Source organism: Arthrobacter sp. NPDC057009 (assembly GCF_042673905.1).
Lineage (GTDB): Bacteria > Actinomycetota > Actinomycetes > Actinomycetales > Micrococcaceae > Arthrobacter.
This window is the reverse complement of record NZ_JBHUSB010000005.1, coordinates 47,271-71,299: the sequence shown is the minus strand read 5'-3', so window position 1 is coordinate 71,299 and position 24,029 is coordinate 47,271. Positions and strand designations below refer to the sequence as shown.

20 protein-coding genes and 2 riboswitches are annotated in these 24,029 nt (G+C 67.1%); of the genes, 8 read left to right on the top strand and 12 right to left on the bottom strand.

Going from position 1 to position 24,029, the window contains the following annotated elements; translation table 11 throughout:
• Nucleotides 1-82 precede the first annotated feature (82 nt).
• Nucleotides 83-2,854 carry a galactose oxidase-like domain-containing protein gene (locus ACFTR6_RS07100; protein ID WP_377957365.1) on the top strand — a complete coding sequence of 924 codons (2,772 nt, stop codon included), beginning with the start codon at nucleotides 83-85 and terminating at the stop codon, nucleotides 2,852-2,854.
• A gap of 25 nt (nucleotides 2,855-2,879) precedes the next feature.
• Here ACFTR6_RS07100 and ACFTR6_RS07095 read toward each other — a convergent pair whose 3' ends face one another.
• Together ACFTR6_RS07095 and ACFTR6_RS07090 are read right to left on the bottom strand one after the other, a co-directional pair.
• A complete protein-coding gene (locus tag ACFTR6_RS07095) occupies nucleotides 2,880-4,793 on the bottom strand; it encodes an ABC transporter ATP-binding protein (RefSeq protein ID WP_076798722.1) in 1,914 nt (637 codons plus the stop codon).
• Nucleotides 4,790-6,454 (bottom strand): ABC-F family ATP-binding cassette domain-containing protein, encoded by a 1,665-nt coding sequence (locus ACFTR6_RS07090; RefSeq protein WP_377957364.1) that lies wholly within the window; start codon nucleotides 6,452-6,454, stop codon nucleotides 4,790-4,792. The genes ACFTR6_RS07095 and ACFTR6_RS07090 overlap by 4 nt, the downstream gene beginning before the upstream one ends.
• A 198-nt stretch (nucleotides 6,455-6,652) precedes the next feature.
• On the opposite strand from ACFTR6_RS07090, the gene ACFTR6_RS07085 reads away from it, so the two are divergent.
• From ACFTR6_RS07085 to ACFTR6_RS07055, 7 genes are all read left to right on the top strand, one after another.
• Nucleotides 6,653-7,390, top strand: coding sequence for a hypothetical protein (locus ACFTR6_RS07085; protein ID WP_377957363.1), 738 nt, complete (start codon nucleotides 6,653-6,655; stop codon nucleotides 7,388-7,390).
• On the top strand, nucleotides 7,387-8,121 hold the full coding sequence (locus ACFTR6_RS07080; RefSeq protein WP_076798725.1) for a hypothetical protein: 735 nt from the start codon (nucleotides 7,387-7,389) through the stop codon (nucleotides 8,119-8,121). The genes ACFTR6_RS07085 and ACFTR6_RS07080 overlap by 4 nt, the downstream gene beginning before the upstream one ends.
• Nucleotides 8,122-8,157: 36 nt before the next feature.
• The gene (locus ACFTR6_RS07075) at nucleotides 8,158-8,889 is read left to right on the top strand and encodes a hypothetical protein (RefSeq protein ID WP_076798726.1); all 732 of its coding nucleotides are present in this window, start codon (nucleotides 8,158-8,160) and stop codon (nucleotides 8,887-8,889) included.
• Entirely contained in the window at nucleotides 8,886-9,623 is a 738-nt protein-coding gene (locus tag ACFTR6_RS07070) for a hypothetical protein (RefSeq protein ID WP_377957362.1), read from the top strand. The genes ACFTR6_RS07075 and ACFTR6_RS07070 overlap by 4 nt, the downstream gene beginning before the upstream one ends.
• A gap of 308 nt (nucleotides 9,624-9,931) precedes the next feature.
• Nucleotides 9,932-10,768 (top strand): amino acid ABC transporter substrate-binding protein, encoded by an 837-nt coding sequence (locus ACFTR6_RS07065; RefSeq protein WP_076798728.1) that lies wholly within the window; start codon nucleotides 9,932-9,934, stop codon nucleotides 10,766-10,768.
• Nucleotides 10,769-11,434 carry an amino acid ABC transporter permease gene (locus ACFTR6_RS07060; protein ID WP_377957361.1) on the top strand — a complete coding sequence of 222 codons (666 nt, stop codon included), beginning with the start codon at nucleotides 10,769-10,771 and terminating at the stop codon, nucleotides 11,432-11,434.
• A complete protein-coding gene (locus ACFTR6_RS07055) occupies nucleotides 11,421-12,239 on the top strand; it encodes an amino acid ABC transporter ATP-binding protein (protein ID WP_377957360.1) in 819 nt (272 codons plus the stop codon). Before ACFTR6_RS07060 ends, ACFTR6_RS07055 begins: the two co-directional genes overlap by 14 nt.
• Nucleotides 12,240-12,553: 314 nt before the next feature.
• On the opposite strand, the gene ACFTR6_RS07050 is transcribed toward ACFTR6_RS07055, so the two are convergent.
• The 10 genes from ACFTR6_RS07050 to ACFTR6_RS07005 all read right to left on the bottom strand — a co-directional run bounded on the left by ACFTR6_RS07050 (nucleotide 12,554) and on the right by ACFTR6_RS07005 (nucleotide 23,922).
• Entirely contained in the window at nucleotides 12,554-15,580 is a 3,027-nt protein-coding gene (locus tag ACFTR6_RS07050; RefSeq protein WP_377957359.1) for an alpha-mannosidase, read from the bottom strand.
• Nucleotides 15,581-15,748: 168 nt separating this feature from the next.
• The gene (gene fdhD, locus ACFTR6_RS07045; RefSeq protein ID WP_087872194.1) at nucleotides 15,749-16,621 is read right to left on the bottom strand and encodes a formate dehydrogenase accessory sulfurtransferase FdhD; all 873 of its coding nucleotides are present in this window, start codon (nucleotides 16,619-16,621) and stop codon (nucleotides 15,749-15,751) included.
• 59 nt (nucleotides 16,622-16,680) lie between these two features.
• Nucleotides 16,681-18,282, bottom strand: coding sequence for a molybdopterin-binding protein (locus ACFTR6_RS07040; protein WP_377957358.1), 1,602 nt, complete (start codon nucleotides 18,280-18,282; stop codon nucleotides 16,681-16,683).
• Complete coding sequence (locus tag ACFTR6_RS07035) at nucleotides 18,279-18,626, bottom strand: DUF6457 domain-containing protein (RefSeq protein WP_377957357.1); 348 nt, start codon at nucleotides 18,624-18,626, stop codon at nucleotides 18,279-18,281. The genes ACFTR6_RS07040 and ACFTR6_RS07035 overlap by 4 nt, the downstream gene beginning before the upstream one ends.
• 36 nt (nucleotides 18,627-18,662) lie before the next feature.
• Nucleotides 18,663-19,256 carry a molybdenum cofactor guanylyltransferase gene (locus ACFTR6_RS07030; RefSeq protein ID WP_377957356.1) on the bottom strand — a complete coding sequence of 198 codons (594 nt, stop codon included), beginning with the start codon at nucleotides 19,254-19,256 and terminating at the stop codon, nucleotides 18,663-18,665.
• 35 nt (nucleotides 19,257-19,291) lie between these two features.
• Entirely contained in the window at nucleotides 19,292-19,792 is a 501-nt protein-coding gene (locus ACFTR6_RS07025) for an HNH endonuclease (protein ID WP_076798734.1), read from the bottom strand.
• A gap of 221 nt (nucleotides 19,793-20,013) precedes the next feature.
• Nucleotides 20,014-20,826 (bottom strand): NlpC/P60 family protein, encoded by an 813-nt coding sequence (locus ACFTR6_RS07020; protein WP_377957355.1) that lies wholly within the window; start codon nucleotides 20,824-20,826, stop codon nucleotides 20,014-20,016.
• Nucleotides 20,827-20,927: 101 nt separating this feature from the next.
• Nucleotides 20,928-21,638, bottom strand: coding sequence for a C40 family peptidase (locus tag ACFTR6_RS07015; protein ID WP_377957354.1), 711 nt, complete (start codon nucleotides 21,636-21,638; stop codon nucleotides 20,928-20,930).
• A 52-nt stretch (nucleotides 21,639-21,690) separates the two neighbouring features.
• Nucleotides 21,691-21,884: riboswitch (cyclic di-AMP (ydaO/yuaA leader) on the bottom strand.
• Between the two features lie 112 nt (nucleotides 21,885-21,996).
• Nucleotides 21,997-22,824: a M23 family metallopeptidase gene (locus ACFTR6_RS07010; protein ID WP_377957486.1), complete on the bottom strand. Its 828-nt coding sequence runs from the start codon at nucleotides 22,822-22,824 to the stop codon at nucleotides 21,997-21,999.
• A gap of 11 nt (nucleotides 22,825-22,835) precedes the next feature.
• A riboswitch (cyclic di-AMP (ydaO/yuaA leader) is annotated at nucleotides 22,836-23,079 on the bottom strand.
• A 147-nt stretch (nucleotides 23,080-23,226) separates the two neighbouring features.
• Nucleotides 23,227-23,922 (bottom strand): metal-dependent transcriptional regulator, encoded by a 696-nt coding sequence (locus ACFTR6_RS07005; protein WP_076798736.1) that lies wholly within the window; start codon nucleotides 23,920-23,922, stop codon nucleotides 23,227-23,229.
• Nucleotides 23,923-24,029 lie beyond the last annotated feature (107 nt).

Genomic DNA, 24,029 nt, shown 5'->3' with positions numbered 1-24,029 from the left:
TTTTTGCAAGCCTCCCCGTCTACCCTTTGTCGTACATCCGTGACTGGAGCCGGCATCCGTGACTGGAGCCGGCGGAGGCAAAATGCATGCATATGCCGCACTTTTGGTCATACTGCTGTTGACCGCGGGCTGCTCGGCGGCCGCTCCACCCGGCACCCGGAGCTCCCCGGCAACGCACGAACACGTCCTGCTGTTGCCGCCCGCGGCGGCGCAGGCCGCTCCCGACGCCCTGCCGCGGGCCGGTTGGACAGTCACGGCAAGCGACGAAGAGGCCACAGGGGGCACCGGCCGGGCGGCGAACGTACTGGACGGCGACACCGCCACCTCCTGGAAAAGCAAAACGGGTTCCCCCGCAGCCCAACCGCCGCATACCCTGACCATTGACACCAAAGTAACCCGAAGCATCTCGGGCTTCCGCTACCTCCCGTCCAGCGATCCAAACGGGCGGATCGGCGGTTTCGAGATCCGGATCAGCACCGACGGCACTGACTGGAGCGCGCCAGTGGCCCGGGGAACCTGGGCAGACACCAGTGACGAGAAGCGTGCGACGTTTGCTCCAGTATCCGCCCGCTATGTTGAGCTGCGCGCCACTGCCGAAGCCGGGAACCGCGGGCCTTGGAGCAACGCCGCGGAGATCAATCTGGTCGGCCGGACCGGCAGCACGTTGTCGGTACATGCAGTGGCAACCGGCTCACGGGGGTCGTGGGGGCCGACAATCATCTTCCCGATCGTCCCAGCCGCCGCGGCGGTGCTGCCCGGCAACCGGCTGCTGACGTGGTCTGCCAGTGCCCCCGCCATGTTCGGTGGCGGCGGCAGCTTAACCCAGACGTCCACACTGGACCTCACCACTGGTGAAGTGAGCCAGACCCAGGTGGCCAACACCAGACATGACATGTTCTGCCCTGGAATTTCCATGCTGCCGGACGGACGGATCATGATTACCGGCGGCAGCAGCAGCACCAAAACCACCCTGTATGAGCCGCGGACGAATGCATGGGCCGCCGGCCCTCCCATGACAATCCCCCGCGGGTACCAGTCCACAGTCACCACGTCCAACGGCGAGGTATTCACCATCGGCGGTTCCTGGTCCGGTGGCATCGGCTACAAACACGGTGAGGTCTGGTCCGCCGCCAGCGGCTGGCGTCCGCTGCCCAACGTGCTCTCAGGCGGCATCCTGACCAGGGATCCTGCGGGCGAGTTCCGCTCCGACAACCACGCGTGGCTGTTCGCCGTCTCCGGCGGCCGGGTCTTCCACGCCGGGCCGAGCCGCCAAATGAACTGGATCTCAACAACCGGAGCCGGCACCATCAGCCCGGCCGGGTTGCGCTCCGACAGCGCAGACGCGATGAACGGCAATGGCGTGATGTACGACATCGGCAAGATCCTCACCGTGGGCGGGTCCACAGCCTATTCGGGCGCCCCTGCGACGGCGAACGCTTACACCATTGACATCAATGCCGGCGTGACCGTAGCCCGGACCGCCAGTATGGCCGTCAGCCGCCAATACGCCAACGGGGTGGCGCTGCCCGACGGCCAGGTACTCGTGGTTGGCGGTCAAGGCACACCGGAGACCCCCGGCACCAGCGGGGACAGAATGTCGCCGGAAATCTGGAATCCGCAGACCGGGCAATGGACCACGCTGGCCCCTATGGCCATTCCCAGGAACTATCACAGTGTTGCCACGCTTCTCCCGGATGGCCGGGTTTTCACAGGCGGCGGCGGACTGTGCGCCGGCCCCTGCGCTTCCAACCACCTGGACGGGCAGATCTTCACGCCGCCCTACCTGCTGGACGAAAACGGCAACGAACGCGCCCGGCCCAGAATTGTCAAAGCGCCGGCCTCTGCCGAGAACGGCACCACCATATCGGTAACCACAGGGAGTCAGATCAGCAAGTTCTCGCTGATGAGGATGAGCACAGTGACGCACAGCGTGAACACGGACCAGCGCCGGATCCCGCTGACCGCAACTACGATGTCGGGCAACACCGCCTCGCTGAAGTTGCCGGCGGATCCCGGGGTGCTCGTGCCGGGCAATTACCTGCTCTTTGCGGTGGACGAGCTGGGGGTCCCCAGCGTCGCAACCACCATCCGCATAGGCTCCGCGACGGCTTCCGGCACCCAACGCATGGCCATCCGCAGTGCCGCCGACACCGTAGCGGCGGGGCCTGACGGCGTGCTGTGGAATTACCGGCCGACCGGGCAGGGCACCTTTCAGCCGCGGGAAAAAATTGGCAGCGGCTGGGCAGGGCTCGCCAAAGGGTTCGTGACTGACTGGAATGTCGACGGCGTGTTTGACATCATCGCGCAGTGGAAGGACGGCCGGCTAAGCTTCCATCCGGGTAAGGCCGGCGGAGGATTTGCGCCCGCTCAAGCGATCGGTTCGGGATGGGGCAGCTACCACGTGACAGTGGGCCGCTGGCGCACGGCCGACAAATACCCGAGCATCCTTGCCTATGATTCCGCCGGAACCCTCTGGCACTTCGGCAACAGCGCCGGAAAGACGCTAAGCCCCCGCACCAAGAGCGGCACCGGCTGGAAGGGGCAATACCTCACCATGGCCGATTTCGACCAGGACGGAAGGCAGGACCTGCTTGCAAAGCGCAGCGACGGAAGCCTGCTGCTGTACCGCTCCACGGGGGCCGGCGCCTTCGTCGCGGAGCCCAGGCGCGTGATCGGCACCGGCTGGAACGCCGTTAACAGCATCACAAGGGTGTCTGGCTTCACCCCCGGCAGGCAAGGACTGATCACCCGGCTTACTGACGGCAGGCTGGCCCACGACCCGTTCAGCAAGGGGACCTGGGGCGCCCGTACCATCCTGGGTTCCGGCTGGAGCGCGTACAACATCTTCCGTTAATCCGGCGGCTTATCGCCGGTTACGCTCAGTACTCCGGGACCGCCTCCTCCGCGACGGCCGTGGCCTCGGCGAACTGGGTACGGTACAGCTCCGCGTAGCGGCCGTCTGCTGCCAGCAGCTCCGTGTGGGTGCCGCGTTCGACGATGCGGCCGTCCTCCACCACCAGGATGGCGTCGGCGGCACGGATCGTCGAGAGCCGGTGCGCAATGACGACGGCGGTGCGCCCTTCCAGCGCAGCGCCCAGTGCCGCCTGCACGGCGGCCTCGTTCGTGGAGTCCAGCGCGGCGGTGGCCTCGTCGAGGATCACCACGCGGGGCTGGGCGATCAGCAGCCGGGCGATCGTGAGCCGCTGCCGTTCACCGCCGGAGAGCCGGTAGCCGCGCTCCCCCACCACGGTTTCGAGGCCGTCGGGGAGAGAACGGACCATGGTCTCGAGCCTGGCCTGGCGCAGCACCGCCCACATGTCCTCCGCGGTGGCCTCCGGGCGGGCCAGCCGAAGGTTGGAGGCGATGGTTTCATGGAACAGGTGCCCGTCCTGGGTGACCATGCCGAGGGTGGCGCGGATGGAGCCGAAGGTCAGGTCCCGCACGTCCAGGCCGCTCGCCGGCCCGAAGCCGCCGAGGCGCACGGCGCCGGAATCGACGTCATACAGCCGGGTCAGCAGCTGGGCGATGGTGGACTTGCCGGCCCCGGAGGACCCGACGATGGCGACGGTCTGTCCGGGTTCCACCCGGAAGCTGATGCCGTGCAGCACCTCCTCGCCGCCGCGGGTATCCAAGGTGGCGACCTCCTCCAGCGAGGCCAGCGAGACCTTGTCCGCGGAGGGGTAGGAGAAGCGCACGTCGTCGAACTCCACGGCCACCGGCCCGGGCGGGACTTCCAGCGCACCGGGCTTTTCCCTGATCAGCGGCTCGAGGTCCAGGATTTCGAAGACGCGCTCAAAGCTGACCAGGGCGCTCATGATCTCCACCCGGGCGTTGGACAGCGCGGTGAGCGGTGCGTAGAGGCGGGTCAGCAGCAGTGCCAGCACCACGACGTCGCCCGGGGCGAGCTGCCCGCCGATGGCCAGCCAGCCGCCCAGGCCGTAGACCAGGGCCAGGGCCAGCGCGGAGACGAGCGTCAGCGCCGTCACGAAGGTGAACTGCAGCATGGCGGTCCGCACGCCGATGTCGCGGACCCGGCCGGCGCGGAGCGCGAACTCGCGGGACTCGTCGTCGGGCCGGCCGAAGAGCTTCACCAGGGTGGCGCCGGGGGCGGAGAAGCGTTCGGTCATCTGGGTGCCCATGGCGGCGTTGTGCTCGGCCGCCTCGCGCCGCAGGTCGGCCAGCCGGGAGCCCATCCGCCGGGCCGGGATCAGGAAGATCGGCAGCAGGACCATGGCCAGCACGGTGACCAGCCAGGAGGTGTTCAGCATGACCACCAGGGTGAGGATGAGGGCGACGGCGTTGCTCACCACGCCGGACAGGGTTCCGGCAAAGGCGGACTGGGCACCGATCACGTCGTTGTTCAGGCGGCTGACCAGGGCCCCGGTACGGGTCCGCGTGAAGAACGCGATGGGCATTCTCTGCACGTGGTCAAACACCTTGGTGCGCAGGTCCACGATGACGCCCTCGCCGATGGTGGAGGACAGCCAGCGGCTCACCATGCCAAGGCCTGCCTCCGCGACCGCGACGCCGGCGATGAGGGCCGCCAGCCGGATCACCTCACCGGCATCGGCACGGGCCACGATCGTGTTGACCACCTGCCCGGCCAGCACCGGCGTGGCCACGGCAAGCAGAGCCATGGCGATGGAAACGGCCACGAAGGCCACCAGCCTGCCGCGGTGCGGCCGGGCGAAGCCCAGGACCCGTTTGAGGGTCTCTTTCGAAAACGGCTTTGAGCCGCTCTTGGCCCGGGTGATTTGGTGCAGCGAGCGCCAGGCGACGCCATCCATGCTCATTGGTTCTGCTCCATCTTGCCTGCCATCAGTTCGGTGACGACGCCGTTGTCCACGTTCCAGCGCACATCCAGCCGGACGTTTTCCAGCAGCCGCCGGTCGTGGGTGACCAGCAGCAGGGCGCCGTCGTAGCTTTCCAGTGCTTCTTCAAGCTGCTCGATTGCCGGGAGGTCCAGGTGGTTGGTGGGCTCGTCCAGGACCAGCAGGTTCACGCCCCGGGCCTGCAGCAGGGCCAGGGCCGCGCGGGTCCGCTCCCCCGGCGAGAGCGAGTCCACGGTGCGCGGGGTGTGGTCGGCCTTGAGGCCGAACTTCGCCAGCAGGGTCCGGACCTCGGCGGAGGTGTAGTCGGTCAGGACGGATTCGACGGCGTCGGCCAGTTTCAGGTGTCCGGCCAGCAGTCCGCGGGCCTGGTCAATCTCGCCGACGGCCACGGACACGCCGCGGGAAGCGTCGCCGGAGTCCGGTTCCTGGGTTCCCAGAAGCAGCCGGAGCAGCGTGGACTTTCCGGCGCCGTTGGGTCCGGTGATGCCGATCCGTTCACCGGCGTTGAGCTGCAGGTTCAGCGGCCCCAGGGTGAAGCTGCCCCGCCGGACCACGGCGTCGCGCAGCATTGCCACCACTGAACTGGAGCGGGGCGCCTGCCCGATGCTGAACTGCAGCTGCCATTCCTTGCGCGGTTCCTCCACCACGTCCAGGCGGGCGATACGCGATTCCATCTGCCGGACCTTCTGCGCCTGCTTCTCGGATGACTCGGTGCTCGCGGCACGGCGGATCTTGTCGTTGTCAGGGCTTTTCCGCATCGCGTTCCGGACGCCCTGCGAGCTCCATTCGCGCTGGGTGCGCGCCCGGGACACCAGGTCCGCCTTCGTGGCGGCGAATTCCTCGTACCGTTCACGGGCGTGCCGGCGCGCGACGGCGCGTTCCTCCAGGAAGGACTCGTAGCCGCCGTCGTACACCGCCACAGAGTTCTGGGCGAGGTCGAGTTCCACGATGGAGGTCACACAGCGGGCGAGGAACTCGCGGTCATGGGAGACCAGCACCACGCCGCCGCGAAGCCCCTGCACGAAGGCTTCCAGTTTGGCCAGGCCGTCAAGGTCAAGGTCATTGGTGGGCTCGTCCAGGAGCACGACGTCGAAGCGGCTCAGCAGCAGGGCGGCGAGCGCCACGCGCGCGGCCTGCCCGCCGGACAGCCCGGTCATTTCGGCATCGGGGCCGACCTCCAGGCCCAGGTCTGCGAGGACGGGCGCGATGCGTTCGTCCAGGTCTGCGGCGCCGGAGGCCATCCAGCGGTCAAAGGCCGTCGAATAGGCGTCGTCGGCGCCGGGCGCCCCCGAGCCCAGGGCCTCGGCGGCGGCTTCCATCTCCGCGGTGGCCTTCGCGCAGCCGGTGCGCCGGGCGATGTAGGCGGCGACTGTTTCGCCGGGGATCCGTTCGTGTTCCTGGGGCAGCCAGCCCACGAACGCGTCCGACGGGGCGAGGCTGACTGTGCCCTCCTGCGCCTGCTCCACCCCGGCGAGGAGCCGCAGCAGCGTGGACTTGCCTGCACCGTTGGCGCCGACCACGCCAACAACATCCCCGGGGGCTACCGTGAAGGACAGCCCGGAGAAGAGGGTGCGGTGATCGTGACCGCCCGAAAGGTCCTTCGCAACAAGGGTTGCAGTCATCAATCCATCCTCTCACCGCTGCCCGTCTTCGCCTGAAAATCAGGGCGGGCATGAAAGAACCCGCTGGTCCGGACTTGGGGGGTGTACGGACCAGCGGGTTCGACCAACTAGCATAGTTGAAGCGGCGCGCTATGCAAAATCGAGGCTGGCGGCCGCCCCTTTGTACCGTCAGCCTGTACCGTCAGCAGAGAGCGTTCCATGCCCCTACCCGCCAAGGCCTTCCAGCGCTGGCTGCATGAGGTGGCGCCGGAGACCAGCATTGCTGATGTGGCCAGGGCGTCGGGGGTCAAGCGCACCACCCTTGCCCAGCAGCTGGTCCGCGGCAAGGTGGCCGAAACGACCGTGGTGGGCATCAGCCGGGCGTTCCACATCAACCCGGTGGCGGCGCTCGGCTCCTTCGACACCTACCGGGATCTGGGGAAGCCGCCGGTTCCGCCCACGCCGCAGGAACTGGTCAGCCAGATCGCAACCGCGGACCTGCTGCACGCCATCATTGCCCGCAGCGAGCAGGACGGGGATAGCGGGACAGCCGCAGGGCCGCCTGCGCTCAGCCCGCCGCCGCACGCCACCTCCGTGAAGAACTGGGTGGACGCCATCGACGACGGCGAACTCCGCCACCGCGTCTCCGCCGCCACCGGCGTCGCTCCCCAAAACTACTCCGCCCAGCTGACCGCCAACCGGCTCGCCCCCGAACTGGCCGTCGCCACCTCCCGGGCTGCCGGCGTCGGACCCGCCAGCGGACTGGTAGCCACCGGGCTCGTCACCGAAGCCGAAGCCGGCTGGCCACCCGGCGCCCGGCAGGCAGCCCTGGACCGGCTGACCGACGGCGAGCTCACCGCCCTGGCCGGCGACCGCCTCCAAGCACTGGGCAAAACCCTGCGCCGGCAGGAACACGACCAACGACAAACCGAACAGATCTGGAAGAACCTCGGATGATTGAGATCCTGCAATGGACCACCCTGATCGCGTCCGGCGCCGCAGCGCTGAGCCGGATCCCCAACCTGGTCCGCCGGAAGAACCCGTCCATCTTCTATGCGCTGGCGCTCCTGACACTGGCCATCCTGCTGAGCATCCACGGCCCCTACATGGCGATCGACGCCGCGCTTGGCGGGACCAACCTTGCCAACCTCCTGTTGCGGTTCATCATCTTCGGAGCCATCTTTTTCCTTGCCCTTCGGATTGCCGCCGGCTTTGGCGACAGCCGCGGAAGGCAGCTGATCAGGGGAAACATCGGCACGGCGGCCCTGGCATTGATTTCTGTCGCGATGTTGGTTTGCTTTGCCCTCATGGACACATCGGGGTCGTCGGCAGGAATGGCGGAAGTGGCGGCAAAGAACCCGCGGAACGCTCTGCTCGTCGAGTACTACGGTGCCGCCGGCCGCGCCTACCCTGCCTATGTGTGCCTCGCGATCCTGCCGGGACTGCTGCGGGCCGTCAAGGGCCAGCTGCCCGCCCTGCTGCGGATAAGTGCGGCGCTCCTGGCCGTGGGTACCATCGCGATCCCCCTTTCGCTGCTGTTCCCGGCCATCCCGCCGGAGCTGGGTTTCCTGCGTTTCATCATCAACTACACGGCCATCCTTTGCTTCGTCGTCGGCCTGGCGCTCATTTGGGTGGCCGGCAGCCGGGCACGCCGGAAGCCGGGACCGGTGTCCGCCCGGCGCCGCTAGTATGAGTCCAACATTTCGTTCAGCAGAGAGCGTTTCATGCCCCTCCCCGCCAAAGCATTCCAGCGCTGGCTTAGTGGCGTAGCACCGGATACCAGCACTGCCGATATTTGCCGGGTCTCAGGCGTCAAGCGCACCACCCTCGCCCAGCAGATGGTGCGGGGAAAGGTTGCCGAGGCCACCGTCGTGAGCATCAGCCGGGCCTACAACATCAATCCGGTCGCCGCGCTGGCCACCTTCGATAGCTACAGCGCCCTCGCCGGTTCCCCGGTCCCTCCGACCGACAAGGAACTGGTAAGCCAAATTGCCACGGTCGACCTCCTGCGGGCAGTCATTGCCCGGACCGCCCCCGAGGGGTTCGCCGGCGGGGCCAAGACTGCGCTCAGCCCGCCGCCGCATGCCACCTCCGTGAAGAACTGGGTGGACGCCATCGACGACGGCGAACTCCGCCACCGCGTCTCCGCCGCCACCGGCGTCGCTCCCCAAAACTACTCCGCCCAGCTGACCGCCAACCGGCTCGCCCCCGAACTGGCCGTCGCCACCTCCCGGGCTGCCGGCGTCGGACCCGCCAGCGGACTGGTAGCCACCGGGCTCGTCACCGAAGCCGAAGCCGGCTGGCCACCCGGCGCCCGGCAGGCAGCCCTGGACCGGCTGACCGACGGCGAGCTCACCGCCCTGGCCGGCGACCGCCTCCAGGCACTCGGCAAAACCCTGCGCCGGCAGGAACACGACCAGGAACAGACCGAAAGAATTTGGGAGAACCTGGTATGAGCGAAGTTCTTCCGTGGATAACGCTGGTTGTCTGTGCGGGCGCCGCCCTGGCCCGGATCCCGAGCGCCCTTCGCGGGGTCAATCCAACCTTGTTCTTCATCTTCCTGCTGGCGACGGCTGCCGCGGTCCTGAGCATCGAACAGTTCTACGTGGCCATTGACCGCGCCCTCGGCGGCCTGAACATTGCCCACCTCCTCCTGCGCCTGGTTGTTTTTGCAACGATCTACCTCATTGCAGTCCGGGTCACGAAGGGGTTTGGTGCCCCGGATGCCCACCGCATGATCGCCGGGCGTCCCGGGCTCGTCGTGCTTGCGGTTTTCTGTGCTGTCCTCGTGGCCGTCTTCCTCCTGATGGACCACTCCGCGACGTCGGCAGGCTTCAGGGACGTGGCCGGCGCAAGCGGCCGGAATGAGGCGCTGATGCCCTACTACTGGGCCGCGGCCCGGGGCTACCTTGCCTACGTGGCCCTTGCGCTGCTGCCCGCCCTGCTCCGCAGCGTGAGGGAAAAACTGCCTCCGCTTGTCAGGACCGGGGCAGCGCTGATGGCGGCGGGGGCAGCGGCCACTGTTGCCGGATTCTGCCTCGAATTCGCGCCGCTCCGGCTGTTTGCCGCGGCGCCCGCGGTGAACAACGGAGCCGTGGTTTTCTTCATATCCGGCCTGGTGCTGGTGTGGCTTGCCAGGGTAAAGGCAGCCAAGCACGGCAGTCATGGAACGTCATCTACCGAGGGGTAGCAAATCCGGATTCACAAAATCATTAGACCGTGAGAGAATCATGAATGTGTGAAAGCAGTTGCTGCCTGGCTCACAAGCCGTGGCGCCTGCCGGAGCATACATTGGGGGGATGAGTGGTGGCGGCCGTTGGGGACCGCCCCCACTCAGCCTATTTAAGGGCACGCCGGTACCTGCACTTTGGCGGCGTTGCCACCCCCGTATGATGGCGAAATAAAACGTGTTTTCCGATGCGTTGCATGGATTGGCGTCGCAGCGGCCCCGGCCGCTGCGCTGCCCGCCGCTGCCGCCTGAAGAAGAAGGTACCCGCCATGAAGAAGGTCCATTCCCGCCGCTCCGCACTCGCCGCCACCCTTGCCGGACTGGCCCTGGCTCTGACGGCCTGCGGGGGCGGATCCCAGGCTCCGGCCGCCAGCAGCCCGGGTACCGCCGCCGGCTCAGACACCTCACTAAGCGATGTGAAATCGAAGGGTGAGATCGTCATCGCAACCGAAGGCACGTACAAGCCGTTCAGCTTCCATGCAGAAGGAGCCGGCGACCTCACGGGCTATGACGTCGAGATCGCCCGCGCCGTGGCCGAGAAGCTCGGCGTGAAGGCCACCTTCCAGGAGACGCAGTTCGACGGCATCTTCGCCGGCCTGGACGCCAAGCGCTTCGACACTATCGCCAACCAGATCTCCATCAACGATGAGCGCAAGGCCAAGTACGACTTCTCCAAGCCGTACACCGTTTCCACGGGTGTGATCGTGACGAAGGCGGACAACAACAGCATCACCGGCTTTGACAGCCTGAAGGGCAAGACCACAGCCCAGTCGCTGACCAGCAACTTCTACAAGATGGCCGTCGACGCCGGCGCCAACGTCCAGTCGGTGGAGGGCTGGGCCCAGGGCGTGGCGCTGGTGCAGCAGGGACGCGTGGACGCCATCGTCAATGACAAGCTCACCTACCTCGACTACGCCAAGACGAATCCGGACGCCGGGCTGAAGATCGCCGCCGAGACCACGGAGAAGTCGGAAAGCGCCTTTGTGTTCCGCAAGGGCTCCACGGAACTGACCGCCGCAGTGGACAAGGCGCTGGATGACCTCCGCGCTGACGGAACGCTGGCCAAGATCTCCGAGAAGTACTTCGGCACTGACGTCACCAAGTAGATGCCGTTCAACTGGGATCTCGTCTGGAGCTCCTTCGGCCCCCTCGTCGTGGGGGCGGTCACCGGCACCATCCCGCTTACCCTGGCGTCCTTCGCAATAGGCCTTGCGCTGGCCCTGGTGGTGGCGCTGATGCGGCTGAGCCGGAATACGGTGGTGTCCGGCATCGCCCGGTTTTACGTATCAGTGATCCGCGGCACTCCCCTGCTGGTGCAGCTTTTCGTGATCTTCTACGGCCTGCCGACCGTCGGCGTGAAGCTTGATCCGTGGCCCAGCGCCATCATCGCCTTTTCGCTCAACGTGGGCGGCTATGCCGCCGAGGTCATCCGCGCCGCGATCCTGTCAGTGCCCAAGGGCCAGTGGGAAGCCGGCCACACGATCGGCATGTCACGGGGCCAGTCGCTGCGCCGCATCATCCTGCCGCAGGCTGCGAGGGTGTCCGTGCCTCCGCTGTCCAACACCTTCATTTCGCTGGTCAAGGACACGTCGCTGGCCTCGCTGATCCTGGTCACCGAACTCTTCCGTGTGGCCCAGCAGATCGCAGCCTTCAGCCAGGAGTTCATGGTGCTGTACCTCGAGGCTGCCCTGATTTACTGGGTCATCTGCCTGGCGCTCTCCTCCGGGCAGTCCGTCCTTGAAAGGAGACTGGACCGCTATGTCGCCCACTGACGGAGCAGCCCGCGCCGCCTCTTCCGGCGCCGCGTCCCAGGCCAGGCCGGTATTGTCGGTCCGCAACCTCGCCAAGGCCTTCGGCAGCAACGTGGTGCTGCGGGACATCGACCTGGACGTGCGCCGCGGCAACGTGGTGGCCCTGATCGGGCCGTCGGGTTCGGGCAAGACCACCGTGCTGCGCTCACTGAACGCGCTGGAAATGCCCGACGCCGGCACTGTCACCTTTACGGGTCCCGGCTCCGACCTTGTCCTGGACTTCTCTGCCAAGGTCTCCAAGAAAGAGATCTCGGAGCTGCGGGACCGCAGCGCCATGGTGTTCCAGCACTACAACCTGTTCCCGCACATGACCGTGCTGCAAAACGTCATTGAGGGGCCGGTCCAGGTGCAGAAGCGGAAGCGGACGGAGGCGGTTGCCGAGGCCGAAAAGCTCCTGGCCAGGGTGGGGCTGGCAGACAAGCGCGATGCGTATCCTTTCGAGCTGTCCGGCGGCCAGCAGCAGCGGGTGGGCATTGTGCGTGCCCTGGCCCTGAGACCCCAGCTGCTGCTGTTCGACGAGCCCACCTCGGCGCTGGACCCGGAACTCGTGGGCGACGTGCTGGGCGTGATCCAGGAACTCGCCGACGAGGGGTGGACCATGGTCATCGTCACCCACGAGCTCGCTTTTGCCCGGCAGGTGGCGGACGAGGTCATCTTCATGGACGGCGGCCTCGTGGTGGAGCGCGGACCGGCAGCAGAAGTCCTGCGTGCCCCGCGGCAGGAGCGGACCCGGCAATTCGTCCGGCGCCTGCTGCACGAATTCTAAGCCGGGGTAGCTGCCGGCAGCGCTGGCCTTCGCCATTTCGCCAAAAAGGGCCGCCCAGCAGCCAAGCTAAGCGGCCCTTTTTGGTAAATCCTTGGACCATCGCCCCTCGAGCGGCCCCTTTTGGTAAATCGACGAGCCCAGAACAAAGTCACGACTCGCCAGCGCACGCCAAGCACGAAGGCAACCGCCCCGAACTTCGCCGTTTCGCCAAAAAAGCCGCCCAGCAGTCAAGCAACGCGGCCCTTTTTGGTAAATCCCCGGACCGTCGCCCCTCGAGCGGCCCTTTTTGGCAATTCGCCCTGGCGAGTCACCGTTTAGCGGGCGAGCCTCAGGGTCACCAGCTGGAACGGGCGCAGTGTGAGTTCCGCGGAGTCCGCCCCGGCCAGAACGCCGGCGGCCTCAACCGGGCGCTCCAGCAGGTCCACGGCCTGGATTCCCTTCGCCGGGAAGTTGGCGGTGAGCCGGCCGGACGAGCGCTGGCCCAGGGATTCGTACAGCCGGACGATGACATCCCCGGAGCCGTCCTCCGCGAGCTTCACGGCTTCAATCACCAGCGCCGTGTTGTCCACGGAGACCAGCGCCTCGGCCGGGTGCGCGCCCCGCACCGTCCTGGGCGCGAGGTTGGCGCGGTAGCCCTCCTCCACGGCCTCGGCGATTCCCGCCGCCGGCCGGACCCAGACGTCCAGCACGTGTCTGCCGCGGTCGGCCTGGGGGTCGGGGAACTTGGCCGCCCGCAGCAGCGAGAGCCGGACGGTGGTGGTGGTGCCGCCGTCGTCCCGGACAGACCGGGCAACGTCGTGACCGTACGTGGAGGCGTTGGCGATGGCCACTCCGTACCCGGGTTCGGCGACGTGGATCCAGCGGTGCGCGCAGATTTCGAACTTCGCCGCCTCCCATGAGGTGTTTACGTGCGTCGGCCGGAAGATATGGCCGAACTGGGTCTCCGCCGCCGACCGGTCGGCCCTGAGGTCCAGCGGGAAGCCCAGCTTGAGCAGCTTCTCGCGTTCCTGCCAGTCCACCTCGGTGGAGATCCGCAGGGACGGGCTGCCCGCCGCCAGCGTTATGCGCTGGATGATCCGGGAGGAACCGGTCAGGCGTTCTACCACGACGACGGCGTCCCCGCCGTGCCGCTCCAGCCTCACCTCTGCGGCGTCGTCCAAAGAGACAACGTTGCGCCGGTAAAACTCGTCGATGTCCCAGGCATCCCATTCGTTGGGGGTGTCGCGGTGCAGTTCCAGATGGTTTCCGAACTGCCCCGGGGCGATGGCCTCGCGGCCTGTCCCGTGATCCCGCAGGGAGGTCAGCAGCCCGTTGTCATCGAGCACGGCACGGATGATGCCGTTGTCCAGGACAAAGCCGCCGTCCTGTGCCGTGGCCTGGACCGCATCCCCGGAAGTGTGCGCGGCAGCGGCAGCGAGCGCGGGGACTCCGAGCCGGGCATGGGGACCGGCGTTGAGCAGGAACTCCTGCGTCCCCTCACCGAGGAGGGCAGCGACCGCCTCAGCGATGAGCGCCTCCAGCCCCTTGGCCACGGCCGCGTAGTTGCGCTCGGCGTCCTGGTGCACCCAGGCGATGGCGCTGCCGGGCAGGATGTCATGGAACTGCTGCAGGAGCACCAGCTGCCACAGCCGCTTCAGCTCGGCCGCGGGGTACTGGTACGTCCCGCCGGAGCGCACGGCCGCGGTGGTGCACCAGAGCTCTGCCTCGCGGAGGAGATGCTCGGACCGGCGGTTGCCCTGTTTGGTCCTGGCCTGGCTCGTATAGGTGCCGCGGTGCAGTTCCAGGTACATCTCGCCCACCCAGACCGGCAGTGCGGTGTATTCCGCCTCGGCCTGTTCGAAGAAGCTGCGCGGCGCACCGATCCGGACTTTCGGCGAGCCTTCCAGGTCGGCTGCCCGGTGCGCGGCAGCGACCATCTCCCGAGTGGGTCCCCCGCCGCCGTCGCCATAGCCGAACGGAACCAGCGAGGTGGTGCCGTACCCGTGGTCCCGGTAGTTGCGCTCGGCATGCGCCAGGTCCCGGGCGCTGAGTTCGGAGTTGTACGTGTCCACGGGCGGGAAGTGCGTGAACAGGCGGGTGCCGTCAATGCCCTCCCAGTTGAAGGTGTGGTGCGGCATCCGGTTGATCTGGTTCCAGGAGATCTTCTGGGTCAGGAACCAGCGGCTGCCGGCGGCCTTGACGATCTGCGGCAGGGCAGCGGAGTAGCCGAAGGAATCCGGCAGCCAGGCTTCCCTGCACTCGATATCGAACTCCCTGAGGAAGAAGCTCTTGCCTTCCATGAACTGCCGGGCCATGGCCTCCCCGCCGGGCATGTTGGTGTCCGATTCCACCCACATGCCGCCCACGGGAATGAACTGGCCGGACTTAACTTTTTCGCGGATCCGGCCGAAGAGCTCCGGGTAGTACTCCTTCATCCAGGCCAGTTGCTGGGCGGAGGAGCAGGAGAACACGAAGTCCGGATCCTCGTCCATCAGCGCAACCACATTGGAAAACGTCCGGGCGCACTTGCGCATGGTCTCCCGAACCGGCCACAGCCAGGCGGAATCGATGTGCGCGTGCCCGGTGGCGAGCAGCTGGTGGGCGGAGGCGTAGGCGGGCCTGGCCAGCACCTCGGCCAGCGCTGCCCGTCCGGCGGGCGCTGTGCCGGCGACGTCATCCGGGTCCATAACGTCCATCATGCGTTCCAGGGCGCGGAGGATCTCGTGCCGGCGGGGCAGTTCGGTGGGCAGCTCATGCATCAGGCCGCTGAGCGTCAGCACGTCCTGCTGGAGTTCCCACACGGCGCGGTTCAGCTCGGCGATGGCGATGCTGCCCAGGCGGTACTGCGGTTCGTTTCCAGCGGTGGCCTTGTCCCCGTAGGGAGTTGCCGCGAAGCTCCAGCCCTGGGCGACATCAGGATTGGCTGCCGCCTCGACGTAGAAGTCGACGGCGAGGCCGCTGCCCAGCAGCTTCAGCGGGATGTGCTGGTTGCGGGGCGAGATGGCCTTGATGATGCTGCCGTCCGGGCGCCATGCGATCCCCTCACACTGGAAGCCGGGAATTTCCGTGGTGAAGCCGAGGTCCACCACGATCTCCACCTCGGTGTCCGGCGCGGTTCCCCAGGCATCCGGCACCTCCCCCTGCAGCCGCAGCCATTTGGTGCTCCACGGACGACCCCATGCAGCACCGTGTTCCTGCGGCACGAACTCCTGGCGCAGGGCCTCCAGCACCGGGACGGGTTCATCCGGAACGTCCCAGCTGCTGAGTTCCAGGGGCACGCTGCGCCCATAGACGGCAGGGGCGATCCGTTCGCGGACAAAGCGGTCAAGGCGGACTTCCGTGATCCGGCGGTCGTCGTGCAATGTGTACCTCTTTAGTACGTGAAAGCGGAAGCGGGGTGTGCTGGCTTTCGTGCGGGCATGGGCGGCGCGGTCAGCTCGTGTCCGGGCAATTCGCCCCTGAGCGGAGCTACGCTTCCATTCGATGGATAAAATCTACTGCGTTGGCGTCCCGCCGCCAAGGGCACGCCCCTACCGCGCCGCCGGTGCAGGGGCGGAAATGCGGCCGGGACCTGCGTAAACGTTCAGGCTGGTCCCGCGGCTGAACCCGGCGAGCGTGACGCCGGTGGACTCGGCAAGCTCCACCGCGAGGCTTGAGGGGGCACTGACTGCGGCGAGCACCGGGATGCCGGCCAGTGCGGCCTTCTGAACGAGCTCGAAGGATGCCCGCCCGGATACCTGAAGGACAGTGTTGGCCAGCGGCAGCTTCCGTTCGCGCAGTGCCCAGCCAACCACCTTGTCCACCGCGTTGTGCCGGCCCACATCCTCCCGCAGGCAGAGCAGCTCGGCGCCGCCGCCGTCGTCGATCCTGAACAGTCCGGCAGCGTGCACTCCCCCGGTCACCTCGAACACGGCCTGGGCTTCCCGCAGCTTGTCCGGTAGGGAGGCGAGCGTTTCGACCGGAACGGTAAGCCGGTCCGCGGCGGGGTTGAAGTGTGAGGACTTCGTGACCGCTTCAATCGAGTCGGTGCCGCAGATCCCGCACGAGCTGGACGTGTAGACGCGCCGGCCGGTATCCGGCAGCGGCACGTCCGGCCGCAGCTGGGCCTCCACCACGTTGAAGGTCTGGACGCCGTTTTCGTCCTCGCCGGCGCAGAACCTGAGCGAGACCAGCTGGTCGGCGTCCCAGATGACCCCCTCGGAGACGAGGAAACCTGCCACAAGGTCAAAGTCATCCCCGGGTGTACGCATGGTGACCGAGTAGGAAAGGTTTCCGAGCCGGATCTCAAGCGGCTCCTCCACGGCGAGCACGTCCTCACGGTGCCGGACCGGGAACTCGAGTGCGGCTGCCGACCCGTCCAGGACGTAGCGGTGCACCTTGCGTCGTTGCGTTACACGGCCCATGAGGTACTCCGCGCTGAGTGGCTGTTCATGACTCCATCATTGCATCTCACGGGCAGGTCTCAGTCGAGCAGGGCACTCCAGTCCACCGGCCCGCTTTGGGCCCCCTGCCTGGATGTGCGGGAGGCAGACTTCCGTGCCGGGCCCTTGGCCTTGGACTCGGCGGCCTTGGGTTCGGGGATCGGCGGGCCCCAGGGCAGTGCGAAAGCCGGCACCATTTCGCCGAGCTGCACCCCGTGCGGCGGAACCACCATGACCCCGTCGGCTGACGCCAGTCCGCGCATCATGCCGGGGCCGGTGTGCTGTGCGGGCGAGGCCATGCCGTAGAGGAGCCGGAAGGGCAGAAGCCGGGTGCGGCCCGGCTCGGGTTCAAGCATGGTGCCGCAGGGAACTTCCCGGACCGGCGGCAGCTGGCCGTGCCCGAGGGCGGCCAGAAGCGGCGCCCCTACCGTGGAGAGGGCCATCATGGCGGCCAGCGGGTTCCCTGGCAGCCCGAGCACGAAGCGCCCGTCCGGCAGTTCGGCAAGGACCGTGGGGTGCCCCGGCCGCATTGCCACGCCGTCGATGACCAGTCGTCCGCCCAGTTCAGCCACGGCGCGCCGGAAGTGGTCGGTCCCGGAGACGCCGGTGCCCCCGGTGGTGATGACGACGTCGGCCGGCAGGTTTTGTGCCTCGGGGATGCCTGAGTCTTCGAGCCCTTCCAGCCATTCGGTGTAGCTGTCCCCGATCCGGGCCTGTTCACGGCACAGCCCGCCCAGCATCTCCACTACCGTGCCCAGCTGCGGTCCGAAGGTGTCACGCACGCGCCCGGGCTCGGGAAGCCCCTGCTCCACGACTTCCGCACCTGTCAGCAGCAGCTTCACCACCGGTTTGCCGAGGACCTCCACCTCGTCGTACCCGGCCAGGGCGGCAAGCGCAACGTGGGCCGGATTCAGTACCACGCCGCCCCTGACCAGCACGTCCCCGGCGGTCGCCTCCTCAGCGGCCTTGCGGATGTGCTGGCCGTTCCGCGGTTCGCCGGGTCGGGCGGTGCCGCCGAGCGTCAGGACAGGGAGTCCGTCGTCGTCTGTGGAAATTACACCGCTCTCTTTGCGCAGCACTGCCTTGGCGCCGGGGGGAATCAGTCCGCCTGTGACGATCACGCTCGCCTGGTGCGGAGCCAGCCGATGCCCCGGTTCGGCCAGGATCCAGGGGCCGGTTCCGTTAACGGCCCAGCCGTCCATGGCCGACGACGCGTAGTGCGGCATGTCCTGGCGGGCGGTGATGTCCGTGGCCAGGGTCCGGCCCATGGCGTCGCGCAGGGATACCGGGGCGGCCGGAATGGGGGTGGCACAGTCAAAAGCTGCCTGCCGGGCTTCCTCCCAGGTGTGCGCCAGGTGCTTCGCGTGTGCATCCTGCTCCCCCGACGCCTCGGGTTCGCCATCCCCGGCACGTTCACCATCCGCGGCAGGTTCGTCATCCGCGGCAGGTTTAGCGTCCGAAGCTGCTTCGCCCTCCGGTACAGCTTCAGCATCCGGGGCAGGTTCGCTGTCCGGGACAGCCACGTCCCCGGATGGAGTGGCGTCCTCCCCCGGGCCAGCATTCCCATGGCCACCGTCCCCTGCGGAGTCCGGAGAACCGGCAGAGGTGGAGTTGTCGGAGCGGTGCTCGGGTGCGGCTGTCATTCCCCCGGTGTCCCGGTGGGCACCGAAGCTCCGGCGGAACCCTCGGCCGGGGAACCAGCGACAGTTTGGGCCTCATCGGCCGCATAGGCCTTGGCCACGGAACGCGCCACGTCCATGGCTTTCTGCATGGAGGAGGGATCGGGCGCCTGGTCCGGACCGGAAGCGAGCCCGACGGCGAGGCCGGCTATGAAGGTGGTCAGAGGCGCCGCCGGGCGCACCACGGAGTGGGCAGCCACTCCCGCAACGGACAGCACCTCGTTGATGTCCACGTCCACATCCTCGAGCTCAAAGGCCCGCAGCAGCAAACGGCACCATTCCTCAAGCGTCTCGTCCTGGGTTTTCATGCCTGCCTCCAAATCCACTGCGGTCCGGGATGCGGTTCATTGCTCCCGGACAGCTACTCCCAAAGCGGCCGCATCATCCCAGGTATCCACATCGTCCGTGGAACCGGCAGGGACAGCCACAGCCTGCACGTCAAGACTAGCAAGGAGGGCGAATACCGAGCCGTGCACCAGGGCGTTGCGCGCGGCGGCTTCCTGCACCGCGCGTTCCAGCACAGCTGTGCCATAAAAACCGACCAGAGGCTGCAGCCGCCCATCCGCTGACGCCGCCATGACGCCGTCGGCCCCCGAACCGGGAAGGGCTTCCCGGAGGGCGCGGACAGCAGCCCCGACGCCGGGCATGTCGCAGGCGAGGACCAGGACCTTGTCCGCCGGGCCTGCGCCGCGGAGCGCGGCAAGGCCCGCGGCGATGGCGGCCGCGGGACCCGCAAAGGGCGGATCCTCACGGCTGGTGAGCACCCGGGGCGGAAGGCCCGCCACTGCGGGACCCACCACAACAGTGTGCCGGGCACCTGCGGCCGCCGCGAGCGACCGCTCAAGGAGGGTGGCGCCGTCGAACATCAGGGCAGACTTGGGTGAGCCGCCGAGCCGCGAGGAGCGGCCGCCGGCCAGGATTATTGCGTCAAAGTCCACACACCCAGCGTAATGCTGGAATGCTCAGGCGATGGTCAGGCTGCCCTTTCCGGAAGCAGGAACGGATCCCACGCCGGTGTGGGCTTCTCCAGTTCCTTGATCTGCCACATCGTGCCCACCGGTGGAGCCGGCTCAAACCGGAGCTTCCAGCCCATCTCACTGGGCGTGTGGTCACCTTTGACGTTGTTGCAGCGGAGGCAGGCTGCAACGAGGTTCTCCCAGGAATCGGCACCGCCCCGGGATTTCGGCTGGACATGGTCTATGGTGTGGGCTGCTTTCCCGCAGTAGGCGCACCGGTGGCCGTCGCGGCGAAGAACGCCGCGCCTGCTTACCGCGGTGATCATGTTGTACCGTGGCCGGATGTAGCGGTTAAGGAGAATCACGGACGGACGGCCCATGATGTCCTGCGGCCCGACGACAGGATCGTCGCCTTCGGCCACCACGCTTGCTTTTCCGGTGAGCACAAGGACCAGCGCCCGGCGGAAGGTCACTACCGCCAGCGGTTCATATCCAGCATTCAGAACGAGAGTGCGCATGCACATACCTCTTCACGGCCGCACCCGGCAGAGGCGCGAGGGCCGGCTGCCCTCTGCATGTCCGGGCTATGGATCGACACCACAAGAGTAAACACTCACTAGGCAGATGAGCGAATCGAACACAAGCTTCGTCCTGGCGTGTCACCAAAAATTCATGCGCACACACGGCAAAAAAGGACCCCCGCCGGCTGGCGGGGGTCCTTCTGTGGTGCTTGCGGGCCTTAGCCGCCGACGCGGATGAAGACCGGCCCGGAGCCGACGTTCACGCTGAACAGCGCGGTGGTTCCGCCGTTCCAGCCGCCGTGGACGGCCTGGCCGTTGCCGACGTAAACAGCGATGTGGGCCAGGCCCATGCCGCCGTTCTGGTAGTAGGCGAGGTCGCCCGGACGGGCTTCAGCAGCGCTGACGGTGCGGCCGAGGGACAGGTAGCCGGCCGGCCAGCCGTGGTAGTTGATGCCCACAGCGGCCAGGGAGTTGGTGGCCAGCATCGTGCAGTCCTGCGAAACACCCAGCTGGGCGTAGGCGGCAGCTGCGATCGCAGCACCCTTGCCGCTCGCGGCAGTGGTCTTCGGAGCTGCCGGGGCAGCGGTCTCGACGGCGGCGGCGGTCTTGACAGCCGGAGCGGTCTCAGCAGCGGGAGCCGGAGCAGTCTCAGCAGCCGGAGCAGCTTCAACGGCAGGAGCGGCTTCCTGGACCTTGACAACAGGCTTGGGGGCCTCCACGACGGGAGCCGGCGTGGTGGAGACAGCAGGCTTCTCGAAGGAGATGGCGATGCTGGAAGCTGCGGAGATGGCGGCCGGGGCAGCGGACTGGACTTCCAGCGTGGACGCTGCGGCGGATTCGCGCTGGACGTTGGTCTCAGCAGCGTTGGCGGCGATGCCGCTGGTCAGGACAAGACCGGAAGCAGCAGCGATAACTGCGGCCTGGCGGCCCATGCCACCGGCGTTGTCGCCGACGGCCTTGGCAATGACAGCCAGCGAGTTGGTCTTGGTGACCTCGGCGCGGTGCCGTGCAATGGTCGCACGTGTAGTCATTAAGTTTCTCTCTTTCGTGTTCCACGGACCGCGGTAGCAGGCCGTGGGTTATCGACGCGCCGGCATCTTGGGGGTAAGCCGGCCCGTCTCGAATCGGATTTTTAGCGAAGGGTGAAGAAAGCGGACGTGCCCGTTGCGGACACCGCGTGCAGGAGCGTGCCCTGCGAGGGGTTCAGCGCGCTGATCATCATGCCGTTGCCGACGTAGATGCCCACGTGGGCGCCGCCGTTCTGCATGACCAGGTCGCCGGGAGCAGGCGTCGAGGTGGGCTTCATGGCGTTCCACGCATTGACGCGGGGAATGCTGATGCCTGCCTGCGCGTAAACCCACTGAGTGAAGCCGGAGCAGTCCCAGCCGCCGGGGGTGGTGCCGCCCCAGACGTAGGGGCTGCCGATGCCGGTGTACGCGATTGCAGCCAGCCCGGACGCCGCGGCGGAAGCCGCACCATCGGTGGACTTTGCAGTGACTGCCTGGGCCGCGTCGGCGCTCTCATCGGTGGCGTCGCCTGCATCGGCCGCCTGGCCCTCATCGCTCGACTGCGGAGCAATGATCTCGGCGACCGGGGCTGCCACCGTGGTGACGGCAGGACGCTCGAAGGAGATGGTGGCGGTGGGCGCGGCGGTCACAGCAAGCTGCGTGGCCTGGGATCCGGTCTCCGAGGAGGCGGAAACACCGATGCTGGCGTCGGCTGCGTTGGCCGGCATGCCAACGCTCAGGATGAGTCCTGAAGCAGCTGCGATCACAGCTGCCTGGCGACCTACTGTGCCGGCATTGGCGCTAACCGCCTTGGACACGGAGTCCAATGGGTTCATACGAACCGTCTGCGCGCGATGGCGCGCGGCATTGTGGCGTGAAGACACGAAGGTAGCCTCTCCCAATGCCTACGAGGTGAGCTGTCGGATTCGGATGGGAGTCACCCGGCCGCGCTGCTTCCTGGGAAGCTTTGCGACTTAACCCCAAGGCCTTCTTGCGAAGACCAAAATTGGTTCCCCCGCCCCTGCCAGACGATGTAATGCGAACGGACCTTGAGCGGTGGCAGAGTTAGGCAATCCACTCAAGAGCGTCAACTTCGGCGAAGTTGACGCGGTTTAGACGGTACAGCAGTTCAGAGCGAAAGTCACATTCAGGTCACGGCGTGTCACAGGAATGAGAGTTCTCACTCAGCTTGGCTCAGAGCCAGCCGGCGGGATCAACGACGTCACCGTTGACCATCACCTCGAAGTGGAGGTGGCAGCCGGTGGAAGCGCCGGTGGTCCCGCTAAGGGCCACCACTTCGCCCCGGGTGACCTTCTGGCCAACCTGGACGCTGGAGGACGACAGGTGGTTGTACGTGGTTTCCAGGCCGTTGCCGTGGTCAATGACCACCCGGTTGCCGCCGCCATACGGATGCCACCCGGCGAAGGTAACCTTGCCGCTGGCCGCGGCCAGCACGGACGTGCCGCACTGGGCGGCGAAGTCCTGGCCGCGGTGGAACTCGCCGGCGCCGCCGGTGATCGGGCTGACCCGGTAACCGAACGGCGAGGACTTGACCATCGTGGACAGCGGCGCGCCCAGGCTTCCCAGCGACGCCGAGCGGCTGATGCTGCTGGCCGACTGGGCGCTGAGGAGCTGCTTGAGCTTTCCGTCCGGGTCACCCGTGGTGGAGACGGAAGTGCGGCTGAAATCGATCTTTGCTGCCGCTTCTGCAGAAACCTTCGGCTGGGCCGCCGGTGCGGCTGCCGAAGCGGACGCCCCTGACTGCTGCCCGCCGGCAGCCAGGACAGGGCTCGTGGCAGGGACAGTAACCGTCAGCAGCAGGCCGGTGGCCGCGAGGGCTACGCCGGCTTTCTGCCCAACCCCACTGGCCGAGGCGAAATCCGTGACCTGCCGGAACGCACCCCGGCGCTTGCGGCGCGCTTCACGCTGGGCGTCCCGGGGACGGTCCGCGGCAATGGCCTCCGCAGGGCGCGGCTCCGGAGCGGGACCGGTCGCGCGGCGGCGGCCCCGGGCATTCTGCATGGACAAGTACTGCTTCCTCTCTGGATAGCCTGCGAAGTTAGCTGTCGGATTCGGGTCAGAGAGTGCGTAGACCCGGTCCGCCATAGCAAGCCAATCCGGCACAGGGGTATCCCGGGAGGATTCCTTCTGCGGATAAGACTTGCTGCTGCGGACTTCACCCCAAGGCTGTAGATACAGCCGGTTGTGGTTCCCCCGCCCCTGCCAGTGGGTGACTCGTGCTACTGATCTGCTGGCAGGGTTCGGCTCCAGATCAGGTAACGCTTTTGCATCGGCGTTGCCGTTTAACTATAGGGGATTAAAGGGCACAGTAATAATTCCGTTATATTCACTGTGCAAAAGTGGTAGGTCATCCTGCCTGCAGATGTCTGACAGGAAGCCTCTCAAGCCCCGTGCGCGAGGAAATCAGGCGACGTGAACGAACACGTGGGCGGCAACTTCCGGCGGCAGCTCAAGGGCACCTTCGAAGCCCGGCACGCGCACGGAGATGTACTCCCCCACTCGTTCAAGCGACACGGCTGCGCCGGGACGGATCCCGCCCTCATCCAGCTGAAGGAGCAGCTCCGGCTCCACCTGGATGGGTTCGGCCAGACGGCTGACGGTGACCTTGGAATTCGGGCCGTAGCCGGTCATGGCGTCCAGCAGATTCACCACACCGTCGGCGAACGGACGGGCCGGCTGTCCGCCCAGTGCCGCGAGGCCGGGAATCGGGTTCCCGTAGGGCGATTCGGTGGGGTGGTCGAGCATCTCGTAGATCCTGCGCTCCACCCGTTCACTCATGACGTGCTCCCAGCGACAGGCCTCGTCGTGGACGTACGCCCAGTCCAGGCCAATGACGTCGGCAAGGAGGCGCTCGGCGAGCCGGTGCTTCCGCATCACCTCGGTGGCGCGCTTGCGGCCCACCTCCGTCAGTTCAAGGTGCCGGTCGCCGGAGACGACGACGAGGCCGTCGCGCTCCATCCTCCCGATGGTCTGCGAAACGGTGGGGCCCGAGTGGCGGAGACGTTCGGCGATGCGTGCCCGAAGCGCCACGATGTTCTCTTCCTCCAGCTCCAGGATGGTGCGAAGGTACATCTCCGTGGTGTCGATCAGATCCGTCATTCAGCTCAGCTCCTCGAGCACAGTATTTGTGTCCGTCCCACCGTACCGCGGGCCCACCGCACCGGGAGCCGGCAAGCTGCAGCGGCGGTCGCTGTTTCCGACGGCGG

Excerpts from the sequence above, each read along its gene's own strand:
- ACFTR6_RS07100 (WP_377957365.1), top strand. The coding sequence starts at position 83 with ATGCATGCATATGCCGCACTTTTGGTCATACTGCTGTTGACCGCGGGC.
- ACFTR6_RS07095 (WP_076798722.1), bottom strand. The coding sequence starts at position 4,793 with ATGAGCATGGATGGCGTCGCCTGGCGCTCGCTGCACCAAATCACCCGG.
- ACFTR6_RS07090 (WP_377957364.1), bottom strand. The coding sequence starts at position 6,454 with ATGACTGCAACCCTTGTTGCGAAGGACCTTTCGGGCGGTCACGATCAC.
- ACFTR6_RS07085 (WP_377957363.1), top strand. The coding sequence starts at position 6,653 with ATGCCCCTACCCGCCAAGGCCTTCCAGCGCTGGCTGCATGAGGTGGCG.
- ACFTR6_RS07080 (WP_076798725.1), top strand. The coding sequence starts at position 7,387 with ATGATTGAGATCCTGCAATGGACCACCCTGATCGCGTCCGGCGCCGCA.
- ACFTR6_RS07075 (WP_076798726.1), top strand. The coding sequence starts at position 8,158 with ATGCCCCTCCCCGCCAAAGCATTCCAGCGCTGGCTTAGTGGCGTAGCA.
- ACFTR6_RS07070 (WP_377957362.1), top strand. The coding sequence starts at position 8,886 with ATGAGCGAAGTTCTTCCGTGGATAACGCTGGTTGTCTGTGCGGGCGCC.
- ACFTR6_RS07065 (WP_076798728.1), top strand. The coding sequence starts at position 9,932 with ATGAAGAAGGTCCATTCCCGCCGCTCCGCACTCGCCGCCACCCTTGCC.
- ACFTR6_RS07060 (WP_377957361.1), top strand. The coding sequence starts at position 10,769 with ATGCCGTTCAACTGGGATCTCGTCTGGAGCTCCTTCGGCCCCCTCGTC.
- ACFTR6_RS07055 (WP_377957360.1), top strand. The coding sequence starts at position 11,421 with ATGTCGCCCACTGACGGAGCAGCCCGCGCCGCCTCTTCCGGCGCCGCG.
- fdhD (WP_087872194.1), bottom strand. The coding sequence starts at position 16,621 with ATGGGCCGTGTAACGCAACGACGCAAGGTGCACCGCTACGTCCTGGAC.
- ACFTR6_RS07040 (WP_377957358.1), bottom strand. The coding sequence starts at position 18,282 with ATGACAGCCGCACCCGAGCACCGCTCCGACAACTCCACCTCTGCCGGT.
- ACFTR6_RS07035 (WP_377957357.1), bottom strand. The coding sequence starts at position 18,626 with ATGAAAACCCAGGACGAGACGCTTGAGGAATGGTGCCGTTTGCTGCTG.
- ACFTR6_RS07025 (WP_076798734.1), bottom strand. The coding sequence starts at position 19,792 with ATGCGCACTCTCGTTCTGAATGCTGGATATGAACCGCTGGCGGTAGTG.
- ACFTR6_RS07020 (WP_377957355.1), bottom strand. The coding sequence starts at position 20,826 with ATGACTACACGTGCGACCATTGCACGGCACCGCGCCGAGGTCACCAAG.
- ACFTR6_RS07015 (WP_377957354.1), bottom strand. The coding sequence starts at position 21,638 with ATGAACCCATTGGACTCCGTGTCCAAGGCGGTTAGCGCCAATGCCGGC.
- ACFTR6_RS07010 (WP_377957486.1), bottom strand. The coding sequence starts at position 22,824 with ATGCAGAATGCCCGGGGCCGCCGCCGCGCGACCGGTCCCGCTCCGGAG.
- ACFTR6_RS07005 (WP_076798736.1), bottom strand. The coding sequence starts at position 23,922 with ATGACGGATCTGATCGACACCACGGAGATGTACCTTCGCACCATCCTG.